Annotated in this window: 15 protein-coding genes; 6 read left to right on the top strand and 9 right to left on the bottom strand. The window is 67.0% G+C overall.

What is annotated here, in order from left to right; translation table 11 throughout:
• Together B3446_RS18880 and B3446_RS18875 are read left to right on the top strand one after the other, a co-directional pair.
• A partial coding sequence (locus tag B3446_RS18880) for an ATP-binding cassette domain-containing protein (RefSeq protein ID WP_291384035.1) occupies positions 1-785 on the top strand: 785 nt, incomplete at its 5' end.
• Between the two features lie 125 nt (positions 786-910).
• Complete coding sequence (locus B3446_RS18875) at positions 911-1,285, top strand: tautomerase family protein (RefSeq protein WP_191578747.1); 375 nt, start codon at positions 911-913, stop codon at positions 1,283-1,285.
• Positions 1,286-1,370: 85 nt separating this feature from the next.
• Here the strand turns inward: B3446_RS18875 and B3446_RS18870 are convergent, their stop codons facing one another.
• From B3446_RS18870 to B3446_RS18860, 3 genes are all read right to left on the bottom strand, one after another.
• Entirely contained in the window at positions 1,371-2,336 is a 966-nt protein-coding gene (locus B3446_RS18870) for a Bug family tripartite tricarboxylate transporter substrate binding protein (protein WP_175185795.1), read from the bottom strand.
• 87 nt (positions 2,337-2,423) lie between these two features.
• A complete protein-coding gene (locus tag B3446_RS18865) occupies positions 2,424-2,903 on the bottom strand; it encodes a MaoC family dehydratase (protein WP_175125232.1) in 480 nt (159 codons plus the stop codon).
• Positions 2,900-4,147 (bottom strand): CaiB/BaiF CoA transferase family protein, encoded by a 1,248-nt coding sequence (locus tag B3446_RS18860; protein WP_291384033.1) that lies wholly within the window; start codon positions 4,145-4,147, stop codon positions 2,900-2,902. The genes B3446_RS18865 and B3446_RS18860 overlap by 4 nt, the downstream gene beginning before the upstream one ends.
• Positions 4,148-4,218: 71 nt before the next feature.
• Between B3446_RS18860 and B3446_RS18855 the strand changes: the two genes are divergently transcribed.
• The gene (locus tag B3446_RS18855; RefSeq protein WP_224776942.1) at positions 4,219-5,124 is read left to right on the top strand and encodes a LysR family transcriptional regulator; all 906 of its coding nucleotides are present in this window, start codon (positions 4,219-4,221) and stop codon (positions 5,122-5,124) included.
• 16 nt (positions 5,125-5,140) lie between these two features.
• On the opposite strand, the gene B3446_RS18850 is transcribed toward B3446_RS18855, so the two are convergent.
• The 3 genes from B3446_RS18850 to B3446_RS18840 form a co-directional block, all read right to left on the bottom strand.
• The gene (locus B3446_RS18850) at positions 5,141-6,277 is read right to left on the bottom strand and encodes an AAA family ATPase (RefSeq protein WP_291384030.1); all 1,137 of its coding nucleotides are present in this window, start codon (positions 6,275-6,277) and stop codon (positions 5,141-5,143) included.
• Positions 6,274-7,149: an RNA ligase family protein gene (locus B3446_RS18845; protein ID WP_291384028.1), complete on the bottom strand. Its 876-nt coding sequence runs from the start codon at positions 7,147-7,149 to the stop codon at positions 6,274-6,276. Before B3446_RS18845 ends, B3446_RS18850 begins: the two co-directional genes overlap by 4 nt.
• Before the next feature lie 308 nt (positions 7,150-7,457).
• Positions 7,458-8,591, bottom strand: coding sequence for a metallophosphoesterase (locus tag B3446_RS18840; RefSeq protein WP_291384026.1), 1,134 nt, complete (start codon positions 8,589-8,591; stop codon positions 7,458-7,460).
• Between the two features lie 179 nt (positions 8,592-8,770).
• On the opposite strand from B3446_RS18840, the gene B3446_RS18835 reads away from it, so the two are divergent.
• The 3 genes from B3446_RS18835 to B3446_RS18825 all read left to right on the top strand — a co-directional run bounded on the left by B3446_RS18835 (position 8,771) and on the right by B3446_RS18825 (position 12,179).
• Positions 8,771-9,292, top strand: a complete 522-nt coding sequence (locus tag B3446_RS18835) for a GNAT family N-acetyltransferase (protein ID WP_291384024.1) — start codon at positions 8,771-8,773, stop codon at positions 9,290-9,292.
• A 206-nt stretch (positions 9,293-9,498) separates the two neighbouring features.
• Positions 9,499-11,124, top strand: coding sequence for a GGDEF domain-containing protein (locus B3446_RS18830; RefSeq protein ID WP_291384041.1), 1,626 nt, complete (start codon positions 9,499-9,501; stop codon positions 11,122-11,124).
• Positions 11,125-11,234: 110 nt separating this feature from the next.
• Positions 11,235-12,179, top strand: a complete 945-nt coding sequence (locus B3446_RS18825; protein ID WP_291384039.1) for a hypothetical protein — start codon at positions 11,235-11,237, stop codon at positions 12,177-12,179.
• Positions 12,180-12,201: 22 nt separating this feature from the next.
• Here B3446_RS18825 and B3446_RS18820 read toward each other — a convergent pair whose 3' ends face one another.
• From B3446_RS18820 to B3446_RS18810, 3 genes are all read right to left on the bottom strand, one after another.
• On the bottom strand, positions 12,202-13,221 hold the full coding sequence (locus B3446_RS18820) for a histone deacetylase family protein (RefSeq protein ID WP_291384022.1): 1,020 nt from the start codon (positions 13,219-13,221) through the stop codon (positions 12,202-12,204).
• Between the two features lie 145 nt (positions 13,222-13,366).
• Entirely contained in the window at positions 13,367-14,362 is a 996-nt protein-coding gene (locus B3446_RS18815) for a Bug family tripartite tricarboxylate transporter substrate binding protein (RefSeq protein ID WP_175185786.1), read from the bottom strand.
• Positions 14,302-14,534 (bottom strand): zinc-binding dehydrogenase (locus tag B3446_RS18810; RefSeq protein ID WP_291384019.1); only part of this gene is annotated, 233 nt, incomplete at its 5' end. The genes B3446_RS18810 and B3446_RS18815, both read right to left, overlap by 61 nt.

Below are 14,534 nucleotides of genomic sequence, written 5' to 3'. Positions count from 1 at the left end.
ATCAGCTTTCCGGCGGCATGCAGCAGCGTGTCGGCCTGGCCCGAGCGCTGGCAACCGACGCCGAAATCCTGCTGATGGACGAAGCGTTCTCCGCCCTGGACCCGCTGATCCGCCGCGAAATGCAGGATCAACTGTTGCAGTTGCAGGCCAAGCTCAACAAGACCATCGTCTTCATTACCCATGACCTGGACGAAGCGCTGCGACTGGGCAACCGCATCGCCATCCTGAAGGACGGCGAACTGGTGCAGGAAGGCACGCCGGAAGACATCCTGCTGAATCCGGCCAACGATTACGTGCAGTCGTTCCTGCAGGACGTGAACCGCACCAAGGTGCTCAATGCCACGCACGCCGTGAATCCGGCGCGCCTGACGCTGACGATGCGCTCGCGCCCCGCGCATGCCGTGGACCGCATGAGCGCGCTGAACTACGAGTACGCGCCGGTGCTGGACGGCAAGCGCCTCGCTGGCGTGCTGACCGCCGAGGCGGCCGCAAAGGCGATGCAGGAAGGCGCGCGCGATGTGTCCCGCTTTGTCGAGGACCTGGCGTCGGTGCCTGCCACCGCGGGTCTGGGCGAAGTGCTGGCGCAGCTGGTGCACAGCGACCAGCCGGTCGCCGTGACGGGTGAGGACGACGAGTTCCTGGGCATGCTGTCCCGCAAGAAGGTCGTGGAGCTGGTGACGCCGGCCCTGACCGAGACGCCGGCGTCTGCCGACGCCCTGGTCGACGCCCCGGCAGCGACGGACGCGCAACCGGAACTGGAACGCGAAGGCAAGGCCGCCGCCTGATTCCGGCGTTCTCCGCATGACCCCTTGCGCCCGCGTGCAGTTGCTTGCACGCGGGCGCAGTCACGATATGATGGCTTGCCGGTCGGCTTGACCGGTTTTCCTTTTCTCGGAACATCGGAATCGTCATGCCCCTCTTGAACGTCCAGATCATGCAAGGCCACACGGCCGCCCAGAAAGCCGACCTGCTCAAAGCCGCGTCCAACGCGGTGGTCGAAAGCATCGCGGCGCCGCTGTCCAGTGTGCGGGCCGTGCTGCACGAAGTCCCGGCCGAACACGTGATCGTCGCGGGCGAGATCGGCAAGCGCATGGCTCGGGTGGACGTGGACCTGATCGAGGGTCGCGACGAAGCCAAGAAGGCCGCCCTGATCGCGGCGCTGAACCAGGCCGTTTGCGCCAGCATCGACATTTCCGGCGAAGACGTCCGCGTGATCCTGCGCGACGTGCCCAAGACCGACATGGGCGTGGCAAATGGCCTGAGCGCCAAGGCCGCGGGACGTTAAGTCGCCCGGCTTACCAAAGCAGTATTGAAAACGCCCGCTTCACGCGGGCGTTTGGCTTGCGAGTGACGCGTAGGCGCAGTTGCGTTCAATCCAGCTTCACATTCGCCGCCTTCACCACCTCGCCCCATCGCGCGATCTCGCTCTTGATGTAGGCGGCATATTCCTGCGGCGTCGACCCCAGCGCCTGCGCGCCTTGCACCTTCAGCTGCTTCTGCATCTCCGGAGATTTCAGCGCGCGCAGGATCTCGGCATTGAGCTTGTCGATGACGGGCGCGGGCGTGCCGGCCGGCACCACCACGCCTTGCCAAGCTCCCATCCCAAAACCCGGCGCCACGGTTTCCGCCACCGTCGGCACGTTGGGCAGTTGGTCGCTGCGCGTCTCGCTGGTCACCGCCAGCGCACGCAGCTTGCCTTCGCGGATGAAGCCCAGCGAATCGTTCAGCGTATTGGTCATCACCTGGACCTGCCCGCCGACCAGATCCGTCATGGCCGGGGCGCTGCCGCGGTAGGGCACGTGGACCGCATCGATATCCAGCGACCGCAGAAGCAGCAGCGCGCCCAGATGCGTGACGTTGCCGGCGCCGGCGGAGCCATACGACAGCTTGCCGGGATGCTTGCGGGCATAGTCCACAAAAGCCGGCGCGGTGTCGGCGGGCACGGACGGATGCACAAGCAGGACAAGTGGAATGACGGCCGTGGTGGACACCGGCGCAAAGTCCTTGACCGGGTCGAAGGCCAGCGAGCGATACAGGTTGGGGCTGAGCGCGATGGACGAGGTGTTGTACAGCACCGTGTAGCCGTCGGGCTTGGCCGCGGCCGCGTACTGCATGCCGATGTTGCCGTTGGCGCCGCCCTTGTTTTCGACGACGACGGTCTGGCCCAACTGGTCCGTCAACTGCTTGGCCAGCACGCGCGCCACCAGATCAGTCGGACCGCCGGGCGGGAAGGGCACCACCATCGTGATCGGGCGGTCGGGCCACGCGGCCTGGGCGCTGGCGGCGCCTCCCAGCGCCAGAAGGGCCAGCGTGGTCGCCAGCAGTGCTTTTTTCATGGGTTGTCTCCTTGGGCTGTTATGGGTACTGCGGAGGGGCGGCGGCGTCCTCTGCGGGATGCCTGCCGCTGATAGCGGTCAGCCTGGTCAGCGCGGCCTGCCGGCCAGCATGCGCACGGCCGTGTAGGCCATCACCGGCTTGCCGTGCTGGTTGCGCACGTCGATGGCGGACGTGACGACCGCGCGGTTGTGCTGCGAGGTCGGGCGCACGCCGGTCACTTCGATCTCGGCCCAGATGGTGTCGCCGGCTACCACCGGCGCAATCATCTTCTTGTGAACCTCCAGCAGCGCCAGACCCGTTCCCTGCACCATGCCCTGCATGATCAGGCCTTCGATCAGGCCATAGGTCAGCGCGCCCGGCGCGGGGCGGCCCTGGATGGCGCCGTGGGTGTAGGTGGCGTCGATGAAGATGGTCTCCAGCATGCCGGTGACGCTGATGAAGTTGACGATGTCGGTCTCGGTCACCGTGCGGCGAAATGTCTGGAAGCGTTGGCCGACCGTCAGGTCCTGCCAGTAAAAACCTTGGCCGAGTTGGATGGCGGGCGAGGTGTCGCGGTCTTGGGTCATGCGGGGTCCTTGGCGTTTTCAGAAAGGGGGGCGTTGGCTTGCCGGGCGGCGCCGGTGTCCAGCAGCGCGTCAACGGCTGCCGGCGAGAGGCCCGCTTCGGCCAGCACGTTGCGCGTGTGCTCGCCCAGGCGCGGCGGCATGGCTGGCGGCACGTGGGAATGCTGCAAACGCACTGGGTTGCGCGGGAAGCGGTAATGACTGCCGGACGCGCTTTCCAGCGGCACGAAGAAGTCCACGCTGGCAAGATGCGGATCGGTCTCCAGGTCTTCCAGCCGGTTCACGGGTGCGGCCGGGATCTGCAGCCGCTCACACAGCGCCAGCCAGTACGCCGTGTCATGGGCCGCGACGAGGCCGGCCTGCAATTCGTACAGGGTCTCGATGTGCCGCGTGCGCGCCGAGATGTCGGCAAAGCGCGGATCCCGCGCCAGATCGGGGCGGCCGGCCGCGTTGAAGAAGTCGCGCCAATGGGCGTCGGTATAGGGCATCAGGCAGACGTGTCCGTCAGCGGTCTGGCAGGGCCGGCGCCAGGGCGTGAGCACGCGCGGATAACCGGCGTCGCCCGGTTCGTCCGCCAGATGCCGGCCGTAGTAGTGCTCGACCAGCGCAAACGACGCCATGCTTTCGAACATGGGCACTTCCAGTTGCTGTCCCTGTCCGGTGCGTGCGCGTTGGAACAGCGCCGCAAGAATGGCGTGCGCGGCGACCAGGCCGCACGTCTTGTCGGCGGCGACGGTGGGCAGGTAGCGCGGCGCGCCGGTCTGCCGGCCGACAAGATCCGCGAACCCCGACAGGCCCTGGATGATGTCGTCGTAGGCCGGGCGGCCGTCGTACGCACCGCCTTCGCCAAAGCCGTACAGGCCGGCATAGACCAAGCGCGGGTTGCGCGCGCACAGCGTGGCGGGGTCCAGCCCCAGCGCCGCCATCTTGGCCGGCCGCATGCTGTGCATCAGCACGTCGGCCTGATCGACCAGCGTCAGCAGCGCCTCGCGTGCGGCGGGCTGCTTCAGGTCCAGCACGATGCTGCGCTTGTTGCGGTTCAGGCCCAGGAATATCGCCGACAGGCCGGGTTCCTGCGCGGGGCCGGTGCGCCGGGTGGAGTCGCCGCTGGGCGCTTCGACCTTGATGACGTCCGCGCCGTAGTCGGCCAGGATCTGCGAGGCATAGGGGCCAAATACCACGGAAGTCAGATCCAGGATGCGGATGCCGTCCAGCGCCGGGCCGTTTGAGAGGGGAGTTGTCGTCATGGCGGAAATCCTATCGGCGCCGCACATACGCGTCTAATATGGCTTCGATATTGCTTGATACGGAATCTGTTATGGCTATAGATTTGCGCCAGCTTCGGCAGTTCGTCACGATCGCCGAGCTGGGGAGTTACCGCCGCGCCGCCGATGCGCTGCACATCGCCCAGCCCGCACTGTCGGTATCGATCCAGAAGCTGGAGCACGCGGTGGGCGTGCCGCTGCTGGTGCGGGGCGCCAAGGGCGTCACCACGACGCCCGCGGGCGACGCCCTGATGGCCGATGCGCGCCGCGCGCTGTTCCATACCGATCAGGCGCGCCAGGCGGCGCGCCGGGTGGCGTTGGGGGAGTGGGGGACGCTGCGCCTGGGTTTTGTGGGTTCGGCCACGTACATGCTGCTGCCGCGCTGCCTGCCGGTCTTCCGCGCGCAATATCCCGATGTGCATCTGGACCTGCGCGAAGACAGCACGGTCGGATTGGTGGCGATGCTGCGCGCCAACGAGATCGACGCGGGTTTGGTGCGCGGTCCGTTGGCCGAAGACAGTGAACTGGATTCATGGGTGGTCGAGCGAGACGACCTGATGCTGGCTGTGCCCGCCCGCCACCCCCTGGCTGACACCGGACCGATTGCGCTCGAGCGCATGCGGTCCGAAAACTTCGTGCTGTATTCGCCGGCCAAGGTGCCCGGGTTGAACGGCGTGACGCTGGCGCTGTGTCACAAGGCGGGGTTTTCGCCCCGCATCAGCCAGGAAGCCATTCAGGTGCAGACGCTGGTCAGCCTGGTCGCCAGCGGCATGGGCGTGGCGCTGGTGCCCGGCGTGACCCGCGCGTATTCGACGCCGCACGTGGCGTTTGTGCCGCTGACCGACCCGGATGCGCAGGGCGCGCTGTCGCTGTCGCTGGTGACGCATCGCGACACCTCGTGCGCATCCGTGCTGCGCTTGCGCGACAGCATGCTGACGCCGGCGTCAATGCCTGCCTGAGCCGCCATACCCCGCGCTATACCGCGTAGACCACCCGGTGCGCCTCCGTGGGCAGCGGCAGGTCCCAGCGGTGCAACATGCCGGTCAGCGTCTTGTTGGATAGCGACGTGTCGCGCCGCGCATTGCGGCGCAGCAGCTCGGCACGCGGCTTCTCCAGATACACCAGCTCCACGTCCGCGAGATACGCGTACAGCAGGTCCAGCGTCTTCTTGCGCATCAGCTCGCTGAGGTTGGTGGCATTCCACACAAACGGCGCGCGGGCGCGCAGCAGGGTCTTTGCGCGGTCGATAGCCAGGTGCGCGACCATGCCCTCGTTCTTGCCATGGCGCAGGCCCAGTTCCTCGCGCGCGTCGTCGAACGACACCACCGGCAGGTCCGGATGATGCGCCGCCACCCACGTGTTCTTGCCGGAGGCTGGCAACCCCGACATGACGATGACCCGCGAGCCGGGCTCCTGGAACAACGCATAGTCGGGATGCACGTCGGCGCCGCGGAAATAGCAGACGGCGGTGTGCGCGTCGGCAAAGGCGCGGGGCTGACCGAAGCACCGCTCGTCGCGCGCCAGCTCGCAGAAGAGGGCGATGTTGTCCAGCACGCGGGCGGCGTCAGCGCATATCCGGCCGCGCATGTCGGCTTCGGCAAGCATGGCGAGCAATGGAAGGGACACGTGCCAGGACAGCTCGCGCACGATGAATTCCGGCGAGCGGCCGCGGCGCGAGCCTTCCAGCGCGAAGAACGGCACCTGATGCGTGGCGATCAGCCGGCATATCGCTTCGCGCACCGCGAACGGCACGCCGGCGTCCCACAACGCGATGCGGGCGTCGATGGCGCCCTTGCGCGAATGGCCGGGCTGGCCGATGGCGCCGGTGACCGGGTCGATCACCGTGGTGCTGTGCTTGGCCACGTCGTGCAGCAGGGCGGCCAGGAATACGATCTCCTGATCGGCACGGGACGCGGCTTGGTACTGCGGCAGCGCGAGCAGCGCGTCCACCACCATTTGCGTATGCGTCCATACATCGCCCTCGCCGTGATAGCGGGGGTCCTGCGGCGTGGTCTTGGCCAGCTCCAGCGCGGGAAAGGCGGCCAGGCAAGCCGCATAGTCCACGCCGCGCCCCGGCTGGGGCACGAGGGCCCGGATCTGTTCGTAATTCATGATGTCTCTCCCGTGCGCGCGCCGCGCAACGTGTCCCAGTCGACTGCAAGGCGCGGCGCGTACAGGTCGACGCCGTTGGCGAGCTGGTTGGGAATGAACGGCTGCTCCGAATGGTGCATGTCCGAATCCAGAATGGCCTGCACAAAGTCGCGGCGCACCCACTTGTAGCGGGCGATGGTCTTGCCGTCGGCTTCGGCCTTGATGTAGAGGCCTTCCGACAGATCCGACTTGTCGCACTGCTTCCACGCGCGCGCCAGATCCAGACCTTCGCGCAGCACGGTGGCCTCGAAGGCATCGCGCCAGCCAGCCGTCTTGGCCAGCGACGGCTTGAGCATGGCCTTCAGTTCCGCCAGTCGCGCGGGCGCGTGGCCTTCGTACAGCACGGGCACCGACAGCACCGGACCATCGGCCAGCAGCGCGCGGCGCGCGCCGGTCGACAGGAACTCGCCGGTGCGGCGGTCCAGCACATCGAACTCAAAGAAGTGATGCGGCAGGGCGTCGTAGAACACGGAGTGCTTCTTCGACAGCGTTTCGCCGTACATCACATAGCGGTCTTCCAGCCGCTCCAGCAGCCAGTCCGCGTGCGCGGCGGCCCACGCCTTGACGAAGCTGAACTGCCGCTCGCGGCCGCCGCCCACCAGGTAGTGGCCGCGGGATTGCAGCAGCAATTCGCCCGACGGGCTGAAACTGATGCCCGTATTGGCGCCATCCAGTTTTTCTTCGACGACGAGCGTCTGGCCCGCCAGCGTGCGATAGGGCACGTGGTCATGGCCTTCGTCCCCATCCTGCAGGCGCGAGCCTTCAAGGTGAGGTGTGCGGGGATATCGGAACAGGTCTAGCGATTGCGCATAGGCGCAGAAATCCAGCGTCATGGGTCTTCTCCAGCAAATGGGAAAAGCCGACGACACAGTCTTTACGGGAGGGGAAGCGGGGTGGGGTGTGTTGCGCTTCCTGGATCCGCGCCTGCCGGGCGGGGGTGTGCTCATTACATGGCGTCGAGCAGCGAATGCGGGCAGGCTGACCGCGGTACCAGGACGGTACTCGTCGGCGTTCAGGCGAATTGACGAATGGCAGACACGGTTGCACCCAAGAAGCGAAAGGCGTTGAAAAAGCAGGGCCGAATGCTAAGTCAGCGCGGCGGCGCTTGTCAATGCGCCGCCGCGTGTGTGGCAGGACCGCGTCAGGCGGGCGGCGCGGCGCGCAGCACGATCTGCGTGATCTCCGACGGCCGTCCGAGCCGGATGGGAAAGCCCGGCCACAAGCCCGCGCCGTTGCTCACGTAGAGCTGCATGTTGCCGACCTGATACATGCCCGACACGTAGCCTTCGTTGGCCAGTTGGGTGATGAAATGCGGACCCAGGATCTGACCGCCATGCGTATGGCCCGACAGCTGCAGGCCGGCGCCGGCTTGCGCGTGGCGCTTGGCCCCCACCGGCCGATGGCTCAAGAGGATCACCGCCGACGACGCCGGCACGCCCTTCATGGCCGCTTCGATGTCCGGCAGCGGCTGGTTCACGCGCGCTGCCACGCTGTCCGTGATGCCCGCCAGGACCAGCGGCTCGCCGTCACGTTCCAGGGTGATGTGTTCATTGAGCAGCATGCGCAGGCCGAGTTTCCTGAAGGCCTCGATCCAGCCCAAGTACTCGGCGTAATACTCGTGATTGCCCGGGATCGCCACCACGCCATATTGCGCGCGCAGGTCGGCCAGCGGTTGCACGTCGGCAGCGCGCGCTGCGGGCGTGCCGTCGACCAGGTCGCCCGTGATGAGCGTCAGGTCCGGCTTGAGCGCGTTGGTGCGCGCCACGACGGCCTGCATCCAGTCGCCCTGCAGCAGGCGGCTGGCGTGCAGGTCGGTCAGATGCACGATGCGAAAGCCGTCATAGGCTTGCGGCAGGTTTGGCAAGGCGACTTCGATCGTCTTGACCTCCGGCACGCGTACGGCCTGCCAGACCCCCAGCGCCGACAGCACGAGCGCGGCCACTGCGGACCCCGCGCGCAGACGCGTGCAGCCCAGCAGCGCGCGTCCGCGTCCGCGCGAGAACAGCGATATGAAGAGCCCCGCCACATCCGTGACGAATAGGAAGGCGGCCAGCAGGATGAGCGCGCCAAATGCCCAGCCCAGCGCCATCAGCACAGCGGCGGGCACCTCGGGCGACGCCATGGTGCCAAAGAAGTTGCGGGTGATGAGATGGTGCTCGGCGGCCAGCACGACCAATACGGACAGCAGCACTCGGCTGGGGGCGGGCCACTTCAATTGCCAGACGAAGCGCCAGATGACGTAGAGCGCGATAAGCCCTGTGATGACATGAAACACGTGCGAAATCCTGAATCTTGTTGTTGGAATCGCCCGGCCCGGCCTCTCGCTGCCGCCCGGACGAAATTTCCCGCGAGGGAGAGCCGATTAAACACTGGATTTTGTGCGGCGGCTGAAACATGGCACGCGTTGATGGCGGGTCGTAGAATCGCATGCGCCTGCAGCAATCTGGAGTTGCCTTGTCCACGTCTATCCGCCCCGCCCGCCCCGAGGATGCTGCGCAGCTGCCTGCGATCGAACGGTCCGCGGGCGCGTTGTTTCTAGCCGCGCCCGGTCTGGAATGGATCGCGGACGACGCGGTGATGTCCGAGGCCGACCATCTGCGCCTGATCGCGCAGGGCACATCGTGGGTGGCGCAAGCGTCGGACCAACTGTGCGGATTTCTATGCGCCGAGCGATTCGAAGACGCGCTGCACCTGCGGGAGCTGGCGGTCGATGCCGGTCATCAGCGCATGGGAATTGGCCGCTCCCTGGTGCAGGCCGCGTGCGGCTATGCCTGGGCAGCGGGCCTGGCTGCGGTCACCTTGACGACTTTTCGCGACCTGGCATGGAATGCGCCCTGGTATGCGCGGCTCGGATTCCGCGAAGTGCAGGCAATACCCGGCTCACGGCTGCATGCGGTGCTGGCGTCCGAGGCCAGCCACGGGCTGCCGGTTGAGCGGCGCGTGGCGATGCGCCTGCAGCGGGCACCAGACGCATAGCCCAAGCGCCGCGTTGGGCGTGCCGAGCTGCAGTTGGCGACCGCTGGATTACCCAAAAATAGTTCGGTATTCTGCGTTATCCGGTGCGCCGGCCCGCGCCGGGGGCTGCGCAGTCGTCCGCCGTGGCGCGCGCATCTGGTAGTTACGCCGATCCGGGCGATTCGCGGTGCTCTCCCCTCAGGAGCAACATGGCAAGAGAACGCAGGGTGCGCTTGTTGACCGTGCTTATTTCGCTGGCGGTGCTCAGCGTGGCGGTCGGCTTTTTCAATGCCATGTACGCGGGCTACCAGGCGCAGAAGACGCAGGTCGTCAAGAACACGCTCGACGCCAATCGGGCCTACGCGCAGAAGCTGGCGGACATCATCAACCTGTATATCCAGACGGGCGACCGGCAGCTCACCGCCGGCGCGAACCGCATTCCGCGGCTGGCGGATGCGCCCGGCGCGCTGCAGGCTGAACTGTCGGATCTGGCTGGCACGATCGAGGGCGTGACGGCGGTGCTGCTGGCCGATCCCGGTGGCCGGATCACCAGCCGGTCCAAGGACAGTCCGTCGCCGCTGGCCGCCATCAAGCAACTGGACGAACTGGGCGTACGGGAGCTGCGGGCGGGACAATGGGCTCGGCCATGCTGCCTGCCGGGCGCGCGCTTTGCGACGCTGACGCTGGTGGAACCTGTGCCGGGTCCGCAGAACGCGGTTTCAGGCTATCTCGCCGCCATCGTGGTCCTGGAGCATGGCGGCGGCCTGGACCGGCTCGTCGGCCAGCATGCGTACGCCGACGGCACCTCCGTGTATCTGGTCAATGGCGAAGGCCAGATGCTGTACCGGCATGGCGCGGACGCGGACATCGCCAGCGCGGTTCAGGCGCGCCTGTCGCCCGCCACGGGGCCGGGCGTCGAGCAAGTCATGGACGCTTCCGGCGCGGCGGTGATCGCGGGATACGCGCCGCTGATCAAGGGCAATTGGGCGGTCGTGGTGCAGCGTCCGCTCGACAGCGCGCTGTCGCCCCTCAAGGACCTGTTGGGCGCGTCGCTGCAGTTCGCCATTCCGGCCGTGGTGCTGACCTTGTTGCTAGTCAGTGCATGCGCCTACGCGATCGCGCGGCCGCTCGCACGGTTGGCTGATGCCTTCGCCAGCGACGAGCCGGTTGGCCCCACGGCCTTGCGCGCCACAACGCTCAAGACCTGGTATTTCGAGGCCGAAAAGCTGCGGCAGGCGTTGGCCGCCGCGCAAGCGCGCCATCGCGACGAGGTCGGCCGCTTGAACACGGAATCGCTGACCGATCCCATGACCGGCCTGATGAATCGCCGCGCCCTGCGCGCGCGGATCGACCAGCTGGTCGCCGCTGCGACGCCGTTCGCGGTCATCGCGCTCGACCTGGACCACTTCAAGCAGATCAATGATGTGTATGGCCATCCGACGGGCGACAAGGTCCTGGTCGCGCTGGCGCGGACCCTGCAGGAGAACGTGCGCGCCGGGGATCAGGCCTTTCGCATCGGCGGCGAGGAGTTCGTGATGATCTTGCCGCAGCCCGGCGCGCAGGACGACGCGCAGGGCGACGCGCGGGGCGCGACGCAGGATGCCGCGCGGGTGGCGGCACGTACCGCGGCACAGACTGCTGCCCAGGCGGCCGAGCGGATCCGGGCGGCCGTGGCTTCGCGCCCGATGCCCGACGGCGTGCGTCCGGTGACCGTGTCTGTGGGCGTGGCGCTGTGGCCGCAAGACGGCGCGTCGCCGCAGGCCGTCATCAAATGCGCCGATCAGGCGTTGTACCGATCAAAGCAGACAGGACGGGACAGGGTGACGATGTGGGAAGCGTCGGCCGAGGCTTGAACACGGCCAGTCGTCCATGGAATCACGCTTGCGTATGACGCGGGAGACGCGTCGGGAACGTGGGGAATGGCATGTCGAATCGAATGCAGACGGCCAGGCGGCTGGCCAGTATGACGTCGGCAAGGCTGATCGCGGCGTGCGCGTGCGCAGCGGCGTCGGGCGCGGCGGCGCAGCCAACCGTGCGCTTATCGCAAGACGATCTGCAAAAGCGCGCGAACGGCGTACTGGCGTTGATGTCTTTTTCCATCGTGCCCGACATCACGACAAGCTCCCTGTCCATCAGCGGCGGCGGGGGATCCTCGTCGGGATCCACCGGCTTCTACATGACCCAGCTGGGCGGCGGCGACACGGTGTCCAAGTCGGTGCCCATCTATCTGGAAGGCGTCATCGCGGGCAGCCGATACGACCCGACCTTCGTCGCCACGCAGGGCGCGGAGACGCGCAGCATCCCGACCAAGTGGAACAGCGTGTCGGCCACGGGCGGCATCGGGTGGGACTTCAAGCTGACCGATGAATTGAAGCTGCGGCCCATCTTCAACTTCGCGCTGGGCAACGTCACCAGCGACCTGCGCGCCGCAAGCTGGTATGTCGGGCAGCGCACGGGCAGGGAGGTGGACTTCCTGGACCGAGGCTCATTGAACGCGTACGGATTGGGCGGGTCGCTGATGCTGGACTACGAGCATTACCGGCCGGGCTACGAAGTGGACGTGGAGCTGCGCTATTCCGACATCCGGCTCAAGAGCTTCGACAGCTCGTCCGCTGTGCAGGGCAATGCGGTGGCGCAGTCCGCCAACCTGTGGGCGCGCTACCGGGCGCCCACCGGGTTCATGCTGTTGCAGCGCCCGTTGCGTTACGTGCTTGAGCTGACGCATTCCGAATTCCTGGGCGATCAGCGCGGGGCGCTCGGGTTCGACCGCCTGACGGCGTTGGGCGCGGGGCTGGAATTGGACTCCAGCGCGTACGACGTGATCATCACGCGCACGCGGCTGGTGGGGCGCTATGTCTTCGGCGACAACGTGTCGGGCTTTTCGGTGGGGCTGGCTGTCAGTTTCTGATGGCCAGCGTGCCGGCGGTGGATCAGGCGCCCGCCAGGCCCGCGAAAAACCGCTTCGCGTTGGACTCCAGGCCTTCGATGTAATACCCGCCTTCCTGCACGATCAGCGTGGGCAGACTCAGTCCGCCCACTTCGCGGCCCAATCGCTCGAAGCCGTCTTCGGACACGCTGACCATGGCCTGCGGATCCTTTTCGAAGATGTCGAATCCTAGCGACAGCACCAGCGCATCGGGCTGGAACAACGTGATCGCGCGGCGCGCCTGCGCCAGCCGGTCGAAGAACACGGATTCGGGCGAGCCGTGCGGCATGGGCAGGTTGATGTTGTAGCCGTATCCTTCGCCGGCTCCGCGCTCGTCTTCAAAGCCCGCCACCACCGGATAGAAGTTCTCGGGATCGCCGTGAATGGACACGTACAGCACGTCGCTGCGCTCGTAGAAGATCTCCTGGATCCCCTGGCCGTGATGCATGTCGGTGTCCAGAATGGCCACGCGCGGAAATCTGGACGTCAGCCGCTGGGCCGCGATGGCGGCGTTGTTCAGGTAGCAGAAGCCGCCCGCGGCATCGCGCCGCGCATGGTGGCCGGGCGGGCGGCAGATCGCGTAGGCGCTGTGGTCTCCGGCCAGCAGCGCATCGGCGCCCGCGATAGCGCATTGCGCCGACCAATATGCCGAATGCCACGTCTTCGGGCCGACCGGACAACTGCCGTCCGCCAGGTAACGTCCGGCCTTGGCCAGCACGCCGCGCAGTGCATTGCGTTCGCGGACGAAGACGTTCGACACCACCTCGCCGCCCCAATCCCCGGGCAGTTTCATCCAGTCCTCATGCGCGTCCTGCAGGAAGCGCAGGTAATCCAGGCTGTGCACCGCCGCGATCGCACCTGCTCCGTCATCGGCGGGCGCCTGGACGTCGAATCCCAGCTTGCGCGCCGCCTGCACCAGGCCGTCCAGCCGCGACGGCACCTCCTGCGGCGTGCGCATCTTCCCGCGCGAAAAGTAGGTCTGCGGATGGTGAAGCTTTTGATCGTCGTGGAAAAACGCCTTCATGCCTGGGACCTCGGGGTTGGTTGGCGCGCGACGCGCGCGACGGCCGCGGATAGGAAACCATGAATTCTTATCCAGCGGCGTGGCGCTGCTTATGGGGGATTACCCGCGCCGCGCGTGTCGAGGTCAGTCAGAGCCGCCTTTTCCACTATTGCGGCGTGATATGCGCCGCCTTGACGATGTCCCGCCACTTTTCGCCCTCGGACACGTTGAAGCGGGCAAACGAGGCGGGATCAGATCCCACCGGCTTGGCGCCCAGGCCGGCGTACTGCGTCACGACATTGGGCTGCTTGAGCGCCCGGGCCGCGTGCTCAGACAGCTTGGCCACAATGGCCGGCGGCGTGCCCTTGGGCGCCCACAGGCCGTACCACGTGCTGATGTCAAAGCCCGGGAATCCGGATTCGGCCATGGTGGGCACGTCGGGCAGTTCATCGACACGGCGGCTGGTTGTCACCGCCACCGCCCGCAGCTTGCCCGACTTGATGAACGGCATCGCCGACGGCATCGAATCGAACATCAGCTGGATCTGTCCGCCAACCAGATCCGTCAGCGCGGGCGCGCTGCCCTTGTAAGGCACGTGCTGCATCGGCAGGCCGGAACGCACCTTGAACGATTCGCCCGCAAGCTGTTGCGCGGACGCCGAACCCGCCGATCCGAAGTTCAACGGCTGGGCCTTGCCCTGCGCCACAAGGTCCTGCACCGTGCGCACCTTCGACGTTTCAGGCACGACCAGCACGAGCGGCACATCCGCAAGCTGCGTGATGGGCGCGAAGTCCTTGAAGGCGTCGTAACGCATCGACGCGTAGATGTACGGGTTGATGACGTGCAGCGACGCGTTGGCCAGGAACGTGTAGCCGTCGGGCGCGGCGCGCGCCACGAGGTCCGCGCCGATCATGCCGCTGGCGCCGGGCTTGTTGTCGACGACGATGTTCTGGCCGATGGTCTTGGACATCTCGGCGGCCACCAGCCGCGCCACGATGTCGGTCGGCCCGCCGGGCGGGTAGGGCACGACCATCGTGATGGGTTTGCTGGGATAGGCGTCGGCCGCCACCGCGGCGACGGGCAGGCTGACGCAGCAGGCGGCTAGCGCCGCGGCGGCAAGGTGGCGTGGCCGGGCGGCGCGCCGGAAGTCGTTGGTACGCATGGGGTTGTCTCCGTCGTTATCGTGATCGCCACCTTGCCGACGACTTGTCGGCTTTCCAGGGCGGCGAGTGCTGCGGCAAGACCGGTGATCGGATAGATCGCCGTTACAGCCGGCCGGATCCGCTGGCGGCGGGCCCAGTCGAACAGGGTGGACATGGTCCGCTGCATGGCGG

Source organism: Achromobacter sp. UBA5777 (genome assembly GCF_002418565.1).
Taxonomy (GTDB): Bacteria; Pseudomonadota; Gammaproteobacteria; order Burkholderiales; family Burkholderiaceae_B; genus Achromobacter; species Achromobacter animicus.
This window is presented reverse-complemented; position numbering and strand designations above follow the sequence as displayed.

Bases quoted from the DNA above. Each gene is read 5' to 3' on its own strand.
- B3446_RS18860 (WP_291384033.1), bottom strand. From the start codon at position 4,147: ATGACGACAACTCCCCTCTCAAACGGCCCGGCGCTGGACGGCATCCGC.
- B3446_RS18875 (WP_191578747.1), top strand. From the start codon at position 911: ATGCCCCTCTTGAACGTCCAGATCATGCAAGGCCACACGGCCGCCCAG.
- B3446_RS18870 (WP_175185795.1), bottom strand. From the start codon at position 2,336: ATGAAAAAAGCACTGCTGGCGACCACGCTGGCCCTTCTGGCGCTGGGA.
- B3446_RS18845 (WP_291384028.1), bottom strand. From the start codon at position 7,149: ATGACGCTGGATTTCTGCGCCTATGCGCAATCGCTAGACCTGTTCCGA.
- B3446_RS18815 (WP_175185786.1), bottom strand. From the start codon at position 14,362: ATGCGTACCAACGACTTCCGGCGCGCCGCCCGGCCACGCCACCTTGCC.
- B3446_RS18850 (WP_291384030.1), bottom strand. From the start codon at position 6,277: ATGAATTACGAACAGATCCGGGCCCTCGTGCCCCAGCCGGGGCGCGGC.
- B3446_RS18855 (WP_224776942.1), top strand. From the start codon at position 4,219: ATGGCTATAGATTTGCGCCAGCTTCGGCAGTTCGTCACGATCGCCGAG.
- B3446_RS18865 (WP_175125232.1), bottom strand. From the start codon at position 2,903: ATGACCCAAGACCGCGACACCTCGCCCGCCATCCAACTCGGCCAAGGT.
- B3446_RS18825 (WP_291384039.1), top strand. From the start codon at position 11,235: ATGACGTCGGCAAGGCTGATCGCGGCGTGCGCGTGCGCAGCGGCGTCG.
- B3446_RS18820 (WP_291384022.1), bottom strand. From the start codon at position 13,221: ATGAAGGCGTTTTTCCACGACGATCAAAAGCTTCACCATCCGCAGACC.